Consider the following 19,032-nt stretch of genomic DNA (forward strand, 5'->3'; position numbering starts at 1 on the left):
TCGGCTTAGTCGTTGTACGCCCTGCCGCGGCGTCCGATCGGGAAGACCTCGATCGTGCCGATGTCGTCGTGGATGAGCGCGAGGATCCGGTAGGAGCCCACGCGGTAACGATTCGTCCGAGCGGTTCGCAGTCAGCCCCTTGCCAAGGCGGGGATCGGCGCACCCATCGAGGTTGTTCTTGATCCAGGTGGCGAGGATCCTGGCGTCAAACCGGTCCATCTTCTTCAGTTGTTTGTGGGCCCGCATGGTCAACTCGACTCGGTACGGGCTGGAACTGGCGGCGCAGGGCGCGCTGCCGGTGACCTGGACATGATCAAGCCCATCCAGGTGGCATGGGTGCCAACGGTGTGATGGCGGTGGCTTACGATCACTCCTGAGAGCCGATGGCATCGGCCTCGACGTAGTGCCCCCGGCGGCAGGCTAGGCGGGCCTCGACGGGACTGCCGCAGTCCACGTGCACCGGATCTGGCGCAATCGGTGCCACGTTCGGCAGATACTTGAGCCCCCATTGCTGCAGTGCCGCCAGCACGAGGGCGAGGTCGCGTCCCTTGGCGCTGAGAGTGTAGGCGTGCCGTTGCCTTCGTCCCGGCTCCTGGTAAGGCTCGACTTGCAGCACGCCATGCTCCACGAGCTTCCTGAGCCGCGCCGACAGGATTGAGCGCGGGCACCCGAGGCTCTCCTCCAGGTCGCTGAACCGGTGTATGCCCTGGAAAACATCGCGAAGGATCAGCAGGGTCCACTTCTCGCCCAGCAGCTCCAGGCTGGCCGCGATGGGGCAGGTGGTTTGTGGTCCCGTCATGGTGTCTGGCACTCCCTGATCCTTTGCGGCTGCCGACGGCGCCGGGGCGCTGCGCGTGCACGCGGTGCCCACGATGTGCTTATGTGTGTGGCGTCGATGCGGGCGGAACAGGTTCGTCGGCTCGCCCGCAGGCGCACCCGTGCTCGCTCGCCGACGAAGCCGACGCAACCCTGAGTCCGTTTTTGATACTTAACGATCGTAGCACTGCGGTCTGCGGCCCGCGACCGGGATGTGAAGGCTGCGCATGAGGAAAGAGGTATGGCTGGGAGGTATGGCTGGACTGTCCGGTTGACAGTGAAGTCGGCGCAGGCTAGGTTCGGTATCTGAACTTAGATGGTCTGCTCCTCTCGGCGGTTTCTTCGCCGGGAGCATGACCGGGACAGGAGCACACGTGATGAAGGCCTACGCGCTTACCTCTTACCGCAACGGCGGGACGCTCGAGTGGATTGAAGTGCCCGAGCCGGTGGCCGGCCCGGGGCAGGTGGTGGTTGATATCCGTGCGGCGGGCCTCAACCCGCTGGACCGCATGATCGCAGCCGGGCAGTTCCGGCAGCTCATCAGCTACCGGCTGCCGCAAGTGCTGGGACAGGAGCTCGCCGGCGTGGTCACCGAGGTGGGCCCCGGCGTGGAGAACTTCACGGTGGGCGATCGCGTGTTCGGGCGTCCGGGCATCAACCGGATCGGCACCTTCACGCAGTCCATCGCAGTCGACGCCGAGGACCTCGCCCCCATGCCCGCCGGACTCGGCTTCGCCGAGGCGGCCTCACTGCCGCTGGTGCTGCTCACGGCCGCGCAGGCCTTCATGGAGAAAGCGCGAGTCAAGCCGGGGGACAAGGTCTTCATCCAGGGCGGCACCGGGGGCCTCGGCTCAATCGCCATCCAGCTGGCCAAGCACCTCGGCGCCACAGTGGCAACCACGGTGAGCACCAAGAACGTTGACCTGGCCCGCGAGCTGGGGGCCGACGTCGTCGTGGACTACCGGACCCAGCGGTACGAGGACCATGTCAAGGACTACGACGTCGTCCTGGACACCTTGGGAAAGGAAGAGACGCTGCGATCCATGAAGGTGCTTCGGCCGGGAGGCACCATGGTCTCGGTGGTCGGCGCGCCTGACTCCGAGTTCGCGGCACAACTGGGTAAGCCGATCCTGAAGCCGGTCATGTGGATGATGAGCCGCGGGGTGCGCCGCGCCGCCAAGCGGCAGGGAGTCGCGTACAAGTTCCTCTTCATGCGCGCCGACGGCAGCCGCCTGGCACAGCTCACCCCCGCCATTGAGGACGGCAGCATCAAGCCGCTGGTGGGACACACCTTCGAGCTGGGCGAACTGGAGCAGGCCATGGAGCTGTCCGCCTCCGGGAAGGCCGCCCCGGGCAAGATCGTGGTGGAGGGCGGAGCGTGAGCACGGTGAAGTACTTCGACGGTTCGTACGTGGACGCGCCGGTCGAGGGCATGACCACACCCCAAGGCGCGTACTTCGCGTACCGGGCGGTCGGCTCCGACAGCGGGGTGCCACTGCTGCTCCTGAATCACCTGGCGGCCACCCTCGACGGCTGGGACCCGCGGCTGGTCGACCAATTTGTGCAGGACCGCCCGGTCATCGCGGTGGACTACCCCGGCATGGGCGGCTCCTCCGGCTCGGCGCCCACCACCGTTGCGGGAATGGCCGACGGTGTGATCGAGTTCCTCGTTGCCGCAGGGCTGGAGCAAGTAGACGTCCTTGGTCTCTCGCTGGGCGGATTTGTCACCCAGCAGCTGCTGCTGACCCACCCGGAACGTTTCCGCATGGCCGTGCTCGCCGGCACCGGCCCGGCGGGAGGCGCCGGCATCACCCGGGTACCGGGCCTGACCTTCCGGGCCATGGCGCAGGCGGCCGTGACCCGCAAGGACGCCCGTCACTACCTGTTCTTCCCCGTGGCCGCCTGGGACAGGGCGGATGAGTTCCTGGGCCGTGTGGCTGCCTTCAAGCATCCCGACAGGGCCGCGCGCGTGCCCGGCCTCCTGCGCCAGCTCAAGGCCGTGCGCAGCTGGGGCCGGCAGGAGCCGCAGGACCTGTCCCGGATCGGCCACCCGGTCCTGGTGGTGAACGGCGACAACGACCTCATGGTCCCCAGCTCCAACACCTTGGACCTGGGACGGCGTCTGCCTGCCGCCAGGCTCGAGGAGCTCTACCCCGGTGCCGGTCACGGCGCCATCTTCCAGGAGCCCGACCTTTTCGCCTCGCAGGTTCGCGCCTTCCTGGACTGACGGAACCGCTTTGCCTGCACAGATTCCTTCGTCGGAGGGACCCGGTGAGCCTTCCGGTTCACCGGGTCGGACTTAGCTGCCGTCATCGCCGGTGTCTGGCAGCGGGATTATCTGTAACGCCGCTTCCTGGCTTGCAACGCTACTTCGGGGTTAACAACGCCTGTTAACGGTCTGCTGAAGGGCTGGGAGGTATACAGCAGGCCGTTAAGTAGCGTTGTTAACGTCCGTCGGCGCAACAGACACCTCAGCCCCGACACAACCACCACACCCCCGAACCGGATGAGCCTTGTCGGTTCTTCGCATTTGCGGGTGTGGTGGAGGCGTGCCCCGGTGGAGGTTCGCAACATGGGCAGGTGATGATGCCTCACGCTCGGCGGCGATGCGTCTGGGTGGGGGAACGGCATGAGATGCGAGGGCTGCTTGGTGCGTTGCACGACCTTGGTGCGTGTTGCACTACCCCGGGGTGGTCGTGGAACACTCACCAAGGTCGTGGACAAGCACCAAGGTCGTGGAACGCGCACCAAGGTCGTGGACAAGCACCAAGGTCGTGGAACGCGGCCCGGAGCGTGCAGCGGGTGCGAAGGTCGTTCAACGCACCGTTTGTCTCTCGCCAGGGGCGCCAGGCATCTGATTCTGATCGTCGACAACGCCGGCCGCTTCGGCTCGGCGCAGCAGAGGAGTTGGCCGCCGTCAGCCAGCACGCAGACTGCGCCCAAAGCCCCGAGAGCCCGCACCCCGCGGCCACGATTCAACACCTCCACCGGCGCCCCGACCAGTCAACCCCACCAGTGCACTCGCAAACGCGAAGAACCCGTTTGTCAGGGCTCGTGATGCTCATCGGAGAAGATCGCTCATGCCGCTAAGCTCCGCGGCATGGGCGAGCTGACCTACCTCACCGGCCGCGGCGCCGTCGTGCCCGAACAGATCGACGGCATGTTCGTCGGCTGGCCAATTCCAATGCGCTGACGGGCGGAGGAGCAAAAGGGCCGCCCGCGGGTCTCTGAGAACGCTCGCCCGCATCCCTGCCGCGGCAAGCGCCGGCGGCTCTACTCGGCGGGCGGTCTGCGGCGCAGGCTCTTGAGCTCCGCGCGCCGTCGCTTGGCCGCCAGACGACGACGCTGGGAACCGCGGGTGGGCTTGGTCGCCCGGCGCGCCACCGGCGGCGCGAGTGCGCCCCGCAGCAACCCCGCCAGGCGCTCCCGCGCCGCCATCCGATTGCGGTACTGGGAGCGGTGCTCGGCCGCGGTAACCGTGAGCACCGTCCCGGTCAGGCGCTCGCTCAGGTTCTGCAGGGCTCGCTGGCGCTGCCGCTCGTCAAGCGTCGTCGTCGTCGCCAGGTCCAGGCTCAGCTGGACGCGGGAGTCGGCGGTGTTGACGCCCTGGCCGCCGGGGCCGGACGCGTGCGTGAACTGCTCGCTCAGCTCCGCCGCCGGCACCGTCAGCCCCCGCGGACAGCCAGGGCCGGGCGGGATCAACAGGTCCTTCATGCGACCAGTGTGCGCCGGGCCTACCCTGGGCGCATGCCTCCGGCCCGCCAGCCTCCGCCCGTATTCACCGCCGCGGGCCGGCATGCGCTCGCCCTGGTGGCCCGCGAGGCCCGCGCCGACGGCGTCCGCGAGGTCCTCGCACCCCGCGTGCGCTGCACCGCGATGGCCATCCCCTTCGAACTCGAGGGCCTGCGCGTCACCGACGTCGGCTGCGGCCCCACCGGCCTGCTCGACCCCGGCGCACTCGCCCCAGCGCTCGCGGCCTGCACGCGCCCGCCGCTCGTCCTGCATGCCGAGACCTTCGGCAACCGGGCCGGCGGCGAGCTTCGCACCGCGCTCGCGGCCGCCCGCCGCACCGGGGCGCGCATCGTCGTCGACGCCACCCACACGGTGCTGGAGCGTGCCGATGAACTGCTGGCGGACGCCGGAACTACGCACCATCCCGACGCCGACTACCTGGTCGCCAGCCTGCGCAAGCTACTGCCAATCCCTCTCGGCGGCGTGGTCCACGGGCTGGCCCGTACGCCCGAGCTTGCCAGCGACTCCCTTAACGCGGACCTGGCTGCCGTCGCCGAGATCGCCGAACGCCGCCCCGCTGTGCCCGTGCTAATGGACGCCGTCGAGGACCTGCTTGACGTCGCCTGGGCGCCCGCACCCATGCCGGGCCCTTACCGCGCCAGGCTCGCCCTGCCGGAGTTCAATCCCGAACTCTCCCGCCGTCGCGCTAGCCTGGCGCGCCTGCACGCCGCTGTCGCCGACCTGGACGTCGTCAATCCCGGGGCCGCCCACCCGCCCGTCATCGCCCATCCCCGCGCCGCCGCCATCCGGGCGGAACTCGCACGTGCCGGTTTCTCCCTGCCCCTGCACTGGGATGGAGCCACCGATGGGCTCGTCGCGCTGCCCGACGATCCGCAGGCGATCAAGATAGTGCACCGTTCGGCGGGTTCACGCCGCTCCTGACTCGACTTTCTTGTTCGGCGAGGGGTCACAACGTAGCGGGTACCAATTATTGGTAGAATGGGGTCATGGCAACGAACACCTCCGTCAGCCTCGACGATCACTTCACCGGATTTATTGCGCACCAGGTCGGATCTGGACGTTACCGGTCCGCGAGCGAGGTCATCCGCGCCGGCCTGCGCCTGTTGGAGGATCGGGAGACGGAACTGGCGGCATTACGTGAAGCGCTTGCGGAAGGCGAGGCCAGTGGGCCTGCTGAGCCCTTCGACTTCGATGCCTTCATCGCCTCCAAAACCTCAAAGACGGCATGAGCATCTATCGGCTGACCCCGGCAGCGCGCTGATCCCAACTGCTACACCCGTAGGACACCGCGCCAGCCGCGCGCACCGTAGTAGGAGTCGGCGCCGTTGTGGTAGACGAAGACCCGGCCGAAGCGCCGGTCGCCGAACAGCGCCCCGCCCAGGGCACGCACGTCCGCCGGCGTCGCCAGCCAGGTCGAGGTCTTCAAGTCGAACTCCCCAAGGCTCTGCAAGTGGCGGTACTCCGCCTCACCCATGAGCCGGGCGCCGAAGGCCGCAGCCTCGCCCGCGGCGCTGCCCCGCGGCGGGTTCCGCTTGCGGGAGCGCAGGGCTTCATCATCCAGGCAGAGGCTGCGCCGGCCGGCGGGGGACTCGGCCGAGCAGTCGTAGAAGACGAATTCGTCCGCCTGCGCGTCATAGTCGACGACGTCGGGCTCCCCACCCGTGTCCTCCATGCGCCTGAGCACGGTCAGCGCCTCGGGACGCGCGGCCAGGCGCGCGGCGACCGCATCCCAGGAGATGCCCTCGTGCCGGTGCGGGTATGCCGCGAAGCGGGCTCTGAGCACGTCGATCATGTCGTCTCCTTCGTTCGGATGTGCCAATGGCCGGACACATTGTCGCTTACGCGGACGGGGCACGGCGGATGCGCCGACGCGGGCCACTCCTCGGCCCGTCACGCGACGGCAACACGACAGGTCTCTAGGATCGCCCCCGTAGCAAGCACACCAGGAGGAAGCATGATCAGGGTAGCGATCAACGGATACGGCAACCTCGGGCGCGGCGCCGAGCAGGCCATCACCAAGAACGAGGACATGGAGCTCGTCGTAGTCTTCACGCGGCGTGACCCGGCTACGGTCGCCACTCAGGGCGCGCCCGTCGCCCACGTGGACGACATGCCCGCCTGGGCCGACAAGGTGGACGTCTGCCTCAACTGCGGCGGCTCGGCCACCGACCTGATCGAGCAGACTCCGGCTGCCGCCGTGCTGTTCAACACGGTCGACTCCTTTGACACCCACGCCCGCATCCCCGAGCACTTCGCCGCCGTCGACGCCGCCGCCAAGGCTTCCGGGCACGTCGCCCTGATCTCCACCGGCTGGGACCCGGGCCTGTTCTCCATGCTGCGGGTCCTGGGGGAGGCCGTCCTGCCAGACGGCGCCACCACCACCTTCTGGGGTCCCGGCGTCTCCCAGGGGCACTCCGACGCCCTGCGCCGCATTGACGGCGTTGTGGACGCCAAGCAGTACACCCGGCCGGTCGAGGCGACCGTCGCCGCGGTCAAGTCCGGCGATGATGTTGAGCTCACCACTCGCTCCATGCACACGCGCGAGTGCTATGTGGTGGCGGAGGCTGGCGCCGACCTGGCCCGCATTGAGCGGGAGATCAAGGCGATGCCCAACTACTTCGCCGACTACGACACCACCGTCAACTTCATCACCGCCGAGGAACTGGCCGCCGAGCACGCCGGCATCCCGCACGGCGGCACCGTGGTTCGCCGTGGTCACACCTCCGATGGTGTGGCCGAGACCGTGAACTTCGAGCTGCAGCTCGGCTCCAACCCGGAGTTCACCGGTTCCGTGGTGGCCGCCATGGGGCGGGCGGTGGCGAGGATTGCTGCCCGCGGCGAGTCTGGCGCGCGCACCGTTTTTGACGTGACGCTGGCAGACCTGTCCGCCAAGTCCCCCGAGGACCTGCGCGCCCACTACCTGTGAGGCGCGATCGGGCGCGGGCGTTCCACCGACTGACTGCTCACGCAGGTGAATCGGCGTGATCGCCCGCGCCCATGGGCCGATAGCAATGGCGGTTGCGAAAGCGTTCGACGTTCCCGACCGTGATGACGTGACCGTCTGGGGCCGAGGGAGCGCCGCGCGCCTTCCTGTGCGTTCACGGGGCGGGTGGCTCGCGGCGCGATGCCGAGGTATTCGCTTCGCGGGCCGCCCAGGACGGCCGGCAGACGGTCGTCTGGGATGTGCCGATGTCGATCATCATGGGGGAGCGGGATGAATTGGTGCCGCGCGAGTCGGCAGAGGACTTCTGCCGTCGCTTCGTCGCTGGCCTGACGGTTGTTCCGGGCACCCACTGGCTGCACGCGCCAGGAGAGGTGGACTCAGTGGCGCAGTGGGAGGCGAGGAGGTGCGGGGCAGCGCCAGGACGCCTTGGCAGGTTCGCCCCTGCGTGGGGAAGTGTCAAGGAATGCACCACTTTCAACCTGCGGTGGTGATGCCTGCCGGATCCAGCCGCGTGATGGTGCGGTTCGCCCCCGGAGTTGGGGACGGCGCGGGTTGAAAGTGGTGCAATCCGTGCCATGGCTCACGGGTATCGTCAGGGGGCCGCTGACCCGGCGATTGTCAGGGATCCGCTACCCGGCAATTGTCGGGGTGCCGCTGATCCGGCGATTGACCGTGGGGTCGTCAGCTCGGGACTCGTAGCTGCGGCGGTCAACGGGCTCATTGCAGCGGTTTGAAGGTGGGGCGGTCGGCGAATGCCGGCAGGAGGTGCGTCTTTGGCCGCGATTCGAACGCGCGAGTGAGTGCGCCAGAACCGTTATCTTGGTAGCTTCACAGCCGCAGGCGCTCCCGAGGCGCCGTGCTTCCGTCCCGACAGTAGACAGGATCCAGACATGAAGACTCCTCTCCTGAAGACCACCACCACGGCCGCTGCGCTCGTGCTCGTCCTCGGCCTGGGCGCTTGCGGCAGCAACAGCTCGAGCGACGCCGAGCAGTCCGCCTCCCCGGCAGTCGCGGACTCGGCAACCGCAGCCGAGGGAGGAAACGACTCTGAATCGGATCCGGGTGCGGACGCGCCACTGCCGCTAGAGGACGTCAAGGTCGGGGGCTCTTTCACCGGAACTCTCGACGGCGAGCCCTTCGAGATCGAGAATGCCGGGGTGGCCTGCGGCTCACAGGACGGCCAGACCACGATCGGTGTGGGTCCGACGGATTCCGTGATTTCGGACGCGGGGGTGCGCTCGGTGTCCCTGGCTATTGACGATGCCTCAAGCGAGGTACGACTGATCACCATCGTCCCCGGCGATGACGCGTCCCTCAACTACACGAACATTGAGGGATACCGGAGCCAGGCGGGAGACGTGCAGGTCGAGGTAAGCGAAAAGACCTACACCGTCACTGGTGAGGCCGCCCCGAGTGGCTCGACGGAGACGAAGAGCATCGACTTCGTCATCACCTGTCCCTGACGTACCCGGGCGGTGCGGGCGCCCCGGGGGAAAGCGCCGCGCACGCGGAGAGCGTTGTGGCCGCGCATTGCCGCCGCCGGGCGGGGCGCGGATGGAGCTGTGTGCCCGGGGTACCTGCGCAGCTGGATACCGCCGGGGCGCGGCGGCTGGCCGCGTCGCAGCGCGGTTCTCATCTCCCGCCCACGAGGACTGCGCTTGGGGTCGCCTCCCTGAAACTGACGGAACATGCCGCATCGCCCGCCCACGGGGACTGCGCTCACGCCGCCTCGCGGCTAGAGTCGGGGCATGACGTCGCTTCCCTGGTCCGCAGGCCACTGGCTGAACCCGCCCGCAGCTGCTGAGGAGAGGGGCGGGGACCTGCTAGTCACCGCCGTGGAGAAGTCCGACGCTTGGAGGCGCACCAGTTACGGATTCATCGTCGACACCGCCCACGCCTTGCTGGCGCCCTTCCAGCCGGGCACTGCGGTTGAGGTGGATATGACCGCGGCCTTCACTGAGAACTTCGACCAGGCCGGCATTATGGTGCGCGTCGACCCCGAGAACTGGGTGAAGGCCGGGGTTGAGTTCTCCGACGGCGCCTGCCAACTGGGTGCCGTTGTCACGGCCGGCAACTCCGACTGGTCGGTGAGCCCGGTGCCCGACTGGCAGGGCGAGCGCGTGCGCATTCGGGTCAGCCGCAAAGGTGACGCTCTCACCGTGCGCGCGGGGCTCATAGCGCCCGACGGCGCTGCCGCCCTGCGCATGGTGCGTCTGCTGCCCTTCCCCGAGGACGCCGTCGCGCAGGCCGGCCCCTACCTGTGTGCCCCCAGCCGGGCCGGGCTGACCGTCCCCTTCCATGCCTGGAGGGTCACCGAGGCCGACGCCTCACTTCACTGATTCGCGGCACGGACGGTACTGCCGGGGCTTGCCGCTGGCCGAGCTCATGCGCCGGCTGCCGCGCCTGACCCGAATGGGGTTGCTGCCCGCCATGGGCGGCCGCACTGGCGCTGGTGCAGCTTGCCGCTGAACCGGGCTCCGCCGCCTTCGCCTTCTCCAGTACTCGTCCGGGATACTGGCAGCCGACCGCGATGGCTCCGTTGGGCATCAGCCCCGCCGCCGCCTTGATGACGCGCTAAGGGTGGTGGATGCGATGCCCCTCGGTGGTACGGGTTGCGCGCTGCCCATGCTGTACGCCGCCGAACACGAGCTGGAAGTGGACACCTTCGTCATCTACACCGACAACGAGACGTGGGCCGATGGCATCCACCCCTTCCAGGCGCTCGGATGCAGTAGAGAACTGGTGGCCCAGATCGTGCGTCGACGGCGCTGATAAGCGCCTGCGTAGCGGTCCTTTAGCAATTCGTGTCATGAGGAACCTGTAGCCTGCCCAAGTCGGCTCCATCTGGCCCTGTGGGGCAGTCCTCCGGGGCGTGTCGGGCATACGCCCAAACGCCCGGTAGCTCAGGGCAATCTCAACCATCTCCGCACCGAAGCCCATGAAGTTCAACAATCACGATCTGGCCCTGCGGGGCATGCTCAGCGTTCTCCCTCCGCATCTGGAGCGTTATCTACGCAACACGCTGGCCAATCGTTGCACACCCGAAACGCTGCGGGCCCTGCTTGCCGGGTCGGGGCCGGTTCCGGAGTTCCCCGACCTGGCGGCCGCGAGCTGGTCGAGCCGTGGCGGTTCACCTGGGATGTGGACGCGCAGCGCGAACTACGGACCAGCAGAGCCTTGAAGCTCCACCCGGGCAACCTGGCACAGGTTGACCAGTCGAGCCCCGCCCACGTGCGCGTGGAATTGAGCACTCGGGAGGGCGTGAAGCTGATCCGCCGGGTTGATGCCCTCGCCGCGTTGTCCCCGCGCCAGTGGCAGCAGGCCGGATGCGACCTCTGGGCCGGCCCGGCGCTGGCGACCTTCGTCCAGCCCGATCAGTCAGTGGTTCAGGCGTTGGCAGCGCAGGCGCATGCGCGCGCGAGCCTAGGTACGCCGAGCCCGGTCCCCGACGACGTGGCCGACGCGGCCTGCGCCGTACTGCGCAGCCGTGGCCTCGTGGCGGACGTCGGCACTATACGGTGGCAGGAACCATTAACAGTTCGCACCGCGGGCGAGGTTATGGATGCGCGTGCCGGCAGCGAGCTCGACGTCGCAGTCCTGCTCGCAGGCATCCTTGAACGACTCGGGATTCGCCCGATGCTGGCACTGACGTCCACCTCGGTGCTGCTGGGATACGCCAGAAATGGGGCGGTGAGCGTGGGGGACTCTCCGGAGGCGTTCGCCGCAGGGGTGCGGCAGGGCGACATCGGGCTGATAGACCCGTCCGCCGCCCTGCGCTCACCCGCGGGTGTACTGCACGTGCCGGGCGGTGCGGCGCAGCAGATAGTGGAGGCCGCCCTCTCAGAGCTGACCCTCGTGGTTTCGATCGCCGCCGCGCGCTCCAGTGGTGCGGTGCCGCAGCCGGCGCTCGAACGTGATGAGGACGGCGTCGTCGTGGAGCTGCCCCCGTCCGCCGTCCGGGCGGAACAGGACGCGGAGGGTCCGGCTGTTACCGCGCCCGCGCATGCGGACGCGACGCGGTCGGTGGGCGGGCCGGGCACCGACCGGGCAGTGGGGGCGGCGCCGGCGCGCGTGGAGGAGTGGAAACGGTCCCTGCTAGACCTGTCCCTGCGCAACCCGCTGATCGACCGAACCGCGCGCTCAGCGATCGAGCTTAGGGTGCCGCCGGAACTCGTCGGCGACTTCGAGGACATCGTCAACAAGCGCGAGTACATCACCCTCAGGGCCGCGGCCGGCTTCGGCGCCAGGTCCACCCGGGACGTCACGCAGGCGGCGGATGACGCCACGGAGTTGCTGGAGGCGCACACCGTGGGTGCGGTTCTTGGAAGCAAGGAGTACGTGCGGCGCCTGCAGAGCATGGCCGCATCCGCTCGCACCACCCTGGAGAACACCGGGGCGAACAACCTGTACCTCGCGATCGGTACGCTTAGCTGGTACGCCGATGGTCGGCGTGTGCGCTCTCCCCTGATCCTTGTTCCCGTGAAGCTGGAACGGGAAGGGGATACGTTCGGCGTGTTGCTGGATGAGGCCGGCGTGTCCACCCCCAACTCCTCCCTGCGCGCACGCTTCCAGGCGGATACGGGCATCGACCTGACTGCGTTGCGTGAGCCCGTATACGACGCTCACGGCGTCAACGTTGAGTCCACGCTGGACAACCTGCGTCAACAGCTGCGTACCGCAGGTCGCCGCGACCGCGTCGACTCCACTGTCCACCTCGGGCTGTTCCGCTTCTCCACCTACCGCATGTGGCGGGACCTGGAGGAGGACTGGCCGATCATAACCGCCAATCCGCTGGTGGCACGCCTGCTGGAGGGCACTCCCGGCGCCGATGCTGAGGACCAAGCCCCCGGAGCCGCGACGGATCTCGATGAGGTGGTGGAGAACTTGCCACTGGTGGCGGACTCCGCCCAGGCCCAGGTGATCGCCGACGCTGTCTCTGGACGCAGCCTGGTGGTTGAGGGGCCTCCCGGCACGGGGAAGTCCCAGACGGTCGCCAACCTCATCTTCCGCTCCCTGGCGCTGGGGCGCACCGTCATGTTCGTGGCGGAGAAGCAGTCCGCGCTCGACGTCGTCGCCCGGAGGCTGGGCGAGGAGACCGGCATCGGGGACCTGCTGCTCAACCTGCACGACAACGGCATGCGACCCATCGACGTCTGTGAGGCGCTACGCGGGGCGCTGAAGCTGCAGGCACCCGGTCATGATGCCGCGGCGCTGGCGGGACTGCGCCGGCAACTGGCGGACTCACGCGGAGAACTGGAGGCGTATCGTGAGCAGCTGCACGCACCGGGGCAGGAGGGCAAGTCCTACTATGCGGCTCGCCAGGAACTGGTGGAGGCCATGGGGGCGGACGCGTCCGCAGCGCCCCATGCGCAGGCACTGTTCAACGCCTGCGCTGCCCGTAGCGGGCTGGACGGATTCGACGCGGACCAGCACGAAGCCCGGCTGGACGAGTACCGGCGGTTGCAGAGCCGACTACGCGAACAGCTGCCGTCCGAGCTGCTCGATGCGGTACTGAGCCGTCGTGACCGCGTGCTGCGTGAGGCCGGCGAGCGCGCTGCAGCGCTACGCGACGAGGTTGAGCGTCGCAAGAGCACTTTGAATGTCCGCGCCCTGGTCGACTCCTACTGGGACCTGATCACCGCGATAACCCCGTGCATCCTGGTGTCCCCGGACTCGGTGGCCCGTTTCTTCCCGGCGAATAGGCGCTACGTGGATGTGGTCGTCTTCGACGAGGCCTCCCAGATCACCGTTGCCGACGCCGTCGGCGCCCTGGGACGGGGACGCTCCGCAGTGGTGGTAGGAGACCCCAAGCAGATGCCGCCGACACCCCCGCCGGGCACGGCGGCCGCGTCTGGTCGTGGCACCTCCGGGGAGGATGGCGCGGACTCGATCCTCGATCGCTGCCTGGAACTCGGCCTACCCACCCGCCGCCTGACCTGGCACTACCGCAGCCGGGTCGAGTCACTCATCGCCTTCTCCAACCGGCACTACTACGGCGGAAGGCTGCTGTCCTTCCCGAGCCCACTGGCGATAGCCGCCGCTCCGGCTGATGGGCCGGACGGTTACGGCATCTCATTGCGGCGCGTCAACGGCACCTACTACCGTGCTGAAACGGCCAAGCACCGTGGCATCAGGCCCAACACCAATCCGGTGGAGGCTCGGCAGATCGTAGACGAGGTCAGCAGGCGCTTTGAGGCCTCGCCGCAGGCCGCTCCTTCGTTGGGAATCATCACTTTCAACAACCAGCAGTGCGACTTGATCGAGACCGAGCTGCGAAACAGCGGCCGGGAACGCATCATCGAGGCGCTAAATGCGAGCGATGGCCTGTTCGTACGCAACTTGAACAACGTTCAGGGGGAGGAGCGCGACACGATCCTGGTGTCGGTTACGTTCTCGGCCAATGAACGTGGGGACTTGCCGCTCAACTTCGGCTCCCTGAGCCACGTCGGCGGTGAGCGTCGGCTGAATGTGGCGATCACCCGGGCCCGCAGGCAGGTGGTCGTATTCTCCAGCTTCGATCCGGAGGACCTGCACGCTGAGCGCTCCACCCACCAGGGGGTGAAGGACCTGCGCGAGTACTTGGGGCGAGCACGCAGCGGCATCGCGCCGCACGGCCGGCCGCGCTCGGTCGCCTCCGTGGACCTGCACCGCGACCAGATCGCCGCGCGCCTACGGGATGCGGGCGCCGAGGTGATGGCCGGCGTCGGGCACTCGGACTTCGAGATCGACCTGGTGGTCACCGGAGCCGGGGGAGCGCGCGTAGCGGTGCTGCTGGACGGGCCCGGCTGGAATCGGCGGGCGAGCACCACGGACCGTGACCTGCTGCCGGTCGATGTACTGCAGTCCATGGGGTGGGAGCGGATTGAGCGCGTCTGGATGCCCACATGGGTGGCCGACGCGGATGCCGAGGTCGCGCGCCTGCTCGCCGCCTCCGGAGGCGCGCCGGAGCCGGCGGGTTTGCAGGCCGCGGCCAGTGCACCGTCCGCAGTGCCGACAGCATCTGCAGTGCTGACGGCGTCTGCGGCGTCGGGGAAGGCATCGGCGTCGGGGAAGGCATCGGCGTCGGGGAAGGCATCGGCGTCGGTGACTTCGGCTCGGCCGCAGCCGGCGGTAGCGGAGACAGAGTCGACGCCGACGCCCACCGAGGCCCTGGCGCCCGAGGCCCCGCACGAGCAGACGCCGGTCGTGGCATCGGATGATGCGGCCGCACCGGAGAGTGCGCCACTCGCCGATACGGAGTACCGGCAGTGGCGGCCTGAGGGCGTGTACCCGCTGGAGATACTCGACCGCGCACAGGACAAGAACTCGCCAGAACGTGCACACGTGGTTGAGACAGCCCGTGCCATCTGCGACGTCGAGTCCCCACTCACCCGGCACCGGCTGATCGTCAAGCTCTGCCGCGCCTACGGGCTCACCCGGGTGGTGAAGTCCCGGGAGCAGAAGGTCGATGCGCTGCTGGGCGACGCATTCGCCTACACCGACGACGCAGGCTTCGTGTGGCGGAGCATGGACGCCGCCCGGTTGCCCGTGCGCTACCGGCGTCATGCGCTGGATCACGTGGACTCCATCGAGGAGATCCACCCCCGGGAGCTGGCGGCGCTGATGCGTGAACTCCGTGCTGGCTCAGCCGGCTGGGTCTCCACTGAGGATCTGTGTAACCTGGCGCTCAAACGCCTCAGCGGCAAGAAGCGCAGACTCAGCGCCAGCGGAGTCAAGAAGGCACTGACCGATGCGCTGGCGATGGTTGAGCGGGAGGATGACGGGTGGTAGCCCGGTCGGGCTGAGGCCCTTGGAGGCGCGGCCCCCGGCCGCCCTGCGGCGGTCCAAGCGGTTCGATATGTGTCGGACCCCGCCCGTATGGTGGGGGCATGGCCCGAGAGATAACGCCCGAGGACTGGCCGGCACGAGTAGCCGATGCTGAGATAATAGGCGTGGTCGGCGCGCCGGCCTTCGGACGGGGGCGCCGTTACGCGGAGCAGGGGCGGGTAGCCAACCTCTCCGTTTCGGGCAACGGTGAGATTCTCGCCGCCGCGGTGCGCGGTGCGCAGGGGCGGGTCTACCAGACCATGGTGTTCGCCCGCATCTCCGGCCAGCGCGTGCGCTGGTCCGGCACCTGCTCCTGCCCGGTGGGCGGTAACTGCAAGCACACGGCCGCCCTGGTTCTGACCGCGCGGGGCCAGGCCCAGTCCGCCTCAGCACCTGCCGGTGACATCGACTGGGAACGCCGCCTCAACCAGCTGCTGCGTACTCGGCGTACGGCGTACCGGGCCGTCGCCCTCGAGGTCGCGGACACGGCGACCGCACCCGGCCGCACCGGACGCTTCGGGGCATCCTCCGCCCGGCCGGGGCGCCTGCACCTGCGCCCGTTGATCGCCGGCAAGCGTGGTTGGGTCAAGCAGGGCATCTCCTGGCGCGGCCTGACAACCGGGGAGCTGACCGGTGAAGTCGCCCCGGACGTGCTTTCCGCCCTGGCGGACCTGGCCTCCATGGACCCTTACGGCGACTACTACTACAGCAACGCCGTTATCGACCTGGGCGCGCTGCCGACTCGCGTCTGGGACGCACTGCGGCGCGCCGTCGCCGCCGGGGTGACACTGACGACGGCCCAGCATGCTGGCCATGAGGTGCGCATCCTGCCCGGGCTGCGTGCCGGCGTCGGGGTGAACCGTCAGGCTGACGGCACTGCTCTTGTAGCCGCCGCACTGGATATTGATGCGGTGGAGGGGCTCATGCTCGGCGCAGAATCCGCCAGCGCGCCCCGGCCGCTGGGCAACCCCGTCCACGCATACGCGCTCACAGGCGGCGACGGCGCCCTGAATCTCATGCCGCTGGAGCCGCCGCCCGATGAGGTACTGGGCCGACTGCTGGCGCACAACGAGCAGATCACCGTTCCCGCCGCGGACGTGGGCCGCTTTGAACGCGAGCACCTGGGGCGGCTCGCCGCAGCAGTCCCCATCGTCGACCTCGACCCCACCCTGAACGTGCCGGATGTCGGCGCGCCGGCCGCTGTGCTCCGCATCGAGCTGGACGCTGCCGCTCACCGCGCCGAGACCTCCTGGTCCATCCGCTACCTCACGTCATCCGGGGACAATCGAGGAGAAGCCGAGCTGGGCAGCCTCACGGAGCTTCTCAACGGGCCTGCGCCGCCGAGCTGGGGCCGGGTCCTCGGCACTGCCGCTCAGGCGGGGACGAGCACCGGTTTCCAGCCTCACACGGCGGTAATCACAGAACCCGGTCCGGCGCACTCGGCCAAGTCAGCGCCCGTGGCACGTGACGCCCGCGCCGAGGACCGCCTGGCCCGTAGCATCGTCGAGGCCTGTATGCCGCTGGTGCCGACGCACGGTCCGTTGTGGCAGCGGGGCGTCTTCACCGGTATGAGCACTGCGCGGCTGGTGTCCCAGGCCCTGCCCGCGCTGGAGGCGGTCGACGGCGTCGTCGTCGAGGTGGAGGGCCGTGTGCCCGACTACCGGGAGGCCGAGGACGCCCCGCTGATCACCACCGACGTTGCCGATGACGACGATCGGCCTGACTGGTTCTCCCTGCGGGTGCGCGTGAAAGTGGGGGAAGAGGACGTGCCCGTGGAGCGGCTGATGACCGCGGTCGCCCAGGGCGCCGATGAGGTGCTGCTGGACTCCGGCCAGTGGATCAGCCTTGCCGACCGCCCCGAGATCACGCGCCTGGCCCGGCTCATGGAGGAGGGCCGTGACCTGCGCGATCCCCATGCCCGCAGCGCCGGCGACCTGGCGGTCACCGCCTTCCAGGCGGGCCTGTACGCCGAGTTGGAGCAGCTCGGGGTGATCGGGGAGGCGGCCCGCCGCTGGCGTGAGGGCGTTGAGCGGCTCTTGGCGGTGGCCGCCGCGGCCGAGGACGGTGCGGGGAGCGGGCCGGCAGGCGGTGACCGTGCTGGGACCGCAGACGCCGGCGGTGCCTGCGGGGCGCCGTCGGTTGTGGATGCGCCGGCGCCTGCCGGGCTGCGCGCCGAGCTGCGTCCCTACCAGCTTGATGGTTACCGCTGGCTGGCTCTACTACAGTCCACCGGGCTCGGCGGCATCCTTGCCGATGACATGGGCCTGGGAAAGACCATCCAGGTGCTCGCCGTCGTCCAGCGCATGGCGGAGCAGCGGGCGGCGGGTGTGGACGCTGCCCACAACGGTGCCGAGGTCGGCGAGGCGGCGCAGCCCGGGGCGTTTGACGGCCCGGTGCTGGTGGTGGCGCCCACGAGCGTCGTCGGCGCCTGGGCGGAGCAGGCTGCCCGCTTCTGCCCCGACCTGCGGGTACGCGCCATCACCCGCACCCGTGCCAAGCGGGACGAGAATCTGGAGGAGATCCGCTCCGGCGCCGATCTAGTGGTCACCAGCTACACCATCGCCCGCATCGAGGAGGAGGACTTCACCGCCGTAGACTGGTCCTGGGTGGTGCTGGACGAGGCCCAGTTTGTCAAGAACCACAACGCGGTCACCTACAAGACCATGCGGCGCCTGCACACACCGTCGACGGTAGCAATCACGGGCACACCGCTGGAGAACTCGCTGATGGACCTGTGGAGCCTGCTGTCCATCACCGCGCCCGGCCTGCTGCCCGGGCCGGAGCGCTTCGCCGAGCTGTACCGGCGCCCCGTGGAGCACGGGGACGAGGCTGCGCTGGCGGCACTGCGCACCCGCATCCGCCCTTTCATGATGCGTCGCACCAAGGAGGCGGTCGCCGCCGACCTGCCCGCCAAGAATGAGCAGGTCATGACCGTGGAGCTGGCCCCGGCGCACCGGCGCGCCTACGACCGCCGGCTTGCGCGCGAACGACAGAAGGTACTGGGGCTACTGGAGGAGGACACGGCGCAGTCGCGGTTCACCGCGCTGAAGTCCCTGACCACATTGCGGCAGATGGCACTTGATCCGGCGCTGGTTGAAGAATCCGAGGCCGCCGAAAGCGGCAAGCCCACTCAGAGGCGCAAGCCCGGGGCCAAGGTGGAGGTGCTGCTTGACACGTTGCAGCCGGTGGTGGCTGAGGGGCACAAGGCCCTGGTGTTCAGTCAGTTCACCCGCTACCTGCGTGGGGTGCGAGACGCGCTGGAGGCAGCCGGTATGCGCACCACCTACCTGGACGGAGCCACCGGTGACAGGCAGGAGGCGATCGACGCCTTCCGCAGTGGTGAGGCCGAGGTGTTCCTGATCTCACTGAAGGCCGGTGGCTTCGGCCTGACACTGACTGAGGCCGATTACGTGTTTCTGCTGGATCCGTGGTGGAACCCGCAGGCCGAGGAGCAGGCCGTGGATCGCGCGCACCGTATCGGGCAGGACAAGCCTGTAATGGTCTACCGGCTGGTATCCGCCGGGACCATCGAGGAGAAGGTCATGACCCTGAAGGAAAAGAAGGCTGATCTGTTCGAGCGTGTGGTGGAGGGAGCCGCGGACGCGGCGGACGCCGCAGCCGACGGGGCAGCGGCGCGCGCCGGGGCTACGCCGTCCAGTCGTGCCCGCCTGACCGCACAGGAGATCCGCGAACTGCTCGGCGGCGAGTAGGGC

At 68.8% G+C, this 19,032-nt stretch carries 14 protein-coding genes and 1 pseudogene; 11 read left to right on the forward strand and 4 right to left on the reverse strand.

Going from position 1 to position 19,032, the window contains the following annotated elements:
* Nucleotides 1-5: 5 nt before the first annotated feature.
* Both GZ998_RS08265 and GZ998_RS08270 read right to left on the reverse strand, forming a co-directional pair.
* Nucleotides 6-246, reverse strand: a pseudogene (locus GZ998_RS08265) (type II toxin-antitoxin system RelE/ParE family toxin).
* Nucleotides 247-367: 121 nt separating this feature from the next.
* A complete protein-coding gene (locus GZ998_RS08270) occupies nt 368-799 on the reverse strand; it encodes a helix-turn-helix domain-containing protein (protein WP_219109569.1) in 432 nt (143 codons plus the stop codon).
* Between the two features lie 394 nt (nt 800-1,193).
* On the opposite strand from GZ998_RS08270, the gene GZ998_RS08275 reads away from it, so the two are divergent.
* Nucleotides 1,194-2,198 carry an NADP-dependent oxidoreductase gene (locus GZ998_RS08275; protein ID WP_257505704.1) on the forward strand — a complete coding sequence of 335 codons (1,005 nt, stop codon included), beginning with the start codon at nt 1,194-1,196 and terminating at the stop codon, nt 2,196-2,198.
* Nucleotides 2,195-3,043, forward strand: coding sequence for an alpha/beta fold hydrolase (locus GZ998_RS08280; RefSeq protein WP_161923624.1), 849 nt, complete (start codon nt 2,195-2,197; stop codon nt 3,041-3,043). The genes GZ998_RS08275 and GZ998_RS08280 overlap by 4 nt, the downstream gene beginning before the upstream one ends.
* Before the next feature lie 1,046 nt (nt 3,044-4,089).
* Here GZ998_RS08280 and arfB read toward each other — a convergent pair.
* Complete coding sequence (gene arfB / locus GZ998_RS08285) at nt 4,090-4,530, reverse strand: alternative ribosome rescue aminoacyl-tRNA hydrolase ArfB (protein WP_219109571.1); 441 nt, start codon at nt 4,528-4,530, stop codon at nt 4,090-4,092.
* Between the two features lie 33 nt (nt 4,531-4,563).
* Here arfB and GZ998_RS08290 point away from each other — a divergent pair, with 33 nt between their 5' ends.
* A complete protein-coding gene (locus GZ998_RS08290; RefSeq protein ID WP_219109572.1) occupies nt 4,564-5,490 on the forward strand; it encodes a hypothetical protein in 927 nt (308 codons plus the stop codon).
* A 65-nt stretch (nt 5,491-5,555) separates the two neighbouring features.
* Nucleotides 5,556-5,798, forward strand: coding sequence for a type II toxin-antitoxin system ParD family antitoxin (locus tag GZ998_RS08295; RefSeq protein WP_161923627.1), 243 nt, complete (start codon nt 5,556-5,558; stop codon nt 5,796-5,798).
* A gap of 41 nt (nt 5,799-5,839) precedes the next feature.
* Here the strand turns inward: GZ998_RS08295 and GZ998_RS08300 are convergent, their stop codons facing one another.
* A complete protein-coding gene (locus tag GZ998_RS08300; RefSeq protein WP_219109573.1) occupies nt 5,840-6,361 on the reverse strand; it encodes a DUF4256 domain-containing protein in 522 nt (173 codons plus the stop codon).
* A 162-nt stretch (nt 6,362-6,523) separates the two neighbouring features.
* Between GZ998_RS08300 and GZ998_RS08305 the strand changes: the two genes are divergently transcribed.
* From GZ998_RS08305 to GZ998_RS08335, 7 genes are all read left to right on the forward strand, one after another.
* The gene (locus GZ998_RS08305) at nt 6,524-7,495 is read left to right on the forward strand and encodes a diaminopimelate dehydrogenase (RefSeq protein WP_219109574.1); all 972 of its coding nucleotides are present in this window, start codon (nt 6,524-6,526) and stop codon (nt 7,493-7,495) included.
* Between the two features lie 908 nt (nt 7,496-8,403).
* The gene (locus GZ998_RS08310) at nt 8,404-8,976 is read left to right on the forward strand and encodes a lipoprotein LpqH (RefSeq protein ID WP_161923630.1); all 573 of its coding nucleotides are present in this window, start codon (nt 8,404-8,406) and stop codon (nt 8,974-8,976) included.
* A 285-nt stretch (nt 8,977-9,261) separates the two neighbouring features.
* On the forward strand, nt 9,262-9,852 hold the full coding sequence (locus GZ998_RS08315; protein WP_219109575.1) for a DUF1349 domain-containing protein: 591 nt from the start codon (nt 9,262-9,264) through the stop codon (nt 9,850-9,852).
* Between the two features lie 253 nt (nt 9,853-10,105).
* On the forward strand, nt 10,106-10,285 hold the full coding sequence (locus GZ998_RS08320) for a hypothetical protein (RefSeq protein ID WP_219109576.1): 180 nt from the start codon (nt 10,106-10,108) through the stop codon (nt 10,283-10,285).
* A 166-nt stretch (nt 10,286-10,451) separates the two neighbouring features.
* Nucleotides 10,452-10,694 (forward strand): hypothetical protein, encoded by a 243-nt coding sequence (locus GZ998_RS08325; RefSeq protein WP_161923633.1) that lies wholly within the window; start codon nt 10,452-10,454, stop codon nt 10,692-10,694.
* On the forward strand, nt 10,691-15,283 hold the full coding sequence (locus tag GZ998_RS08330; protein WP_257505644.1) for a DUF4011 domain-containing protein: 4,593 nt from the start codon (nt 10,691-10,693) through the stop codon (nt 15,281-15,283). The genes GZ998_RS08325 and GZ998_RS08330 overlap by 4 nt, the downstream gene beginning before the upstream one ends.
* A gap of 98 nt (nt 15,284-15,381) precedes the next feature.
* Nucleotides 15,382-19,029, forward strand: a complete 3,648-nt coding sequence (locus tag GZ998_RS08335; RefSeq protein WP_219109577.1) for a DEAD/DEAH box helicase — start codon at nt 15,382-15,384, stop codon at nt 19,027-19,029.
* Nucleotides 19,030-19,032 lie beyond the last annotated feature (3 nt).

Origin of the sequence: Actinomyces sp. 594, assembly GCF_019325145.1 — a bacterium.
Taxonomy (GTDB): domain Bacteria; phylum Actinomycetota; class Actinomycetes; order Actinomycetales; family Actinomycetaceae; genus Actinomyces.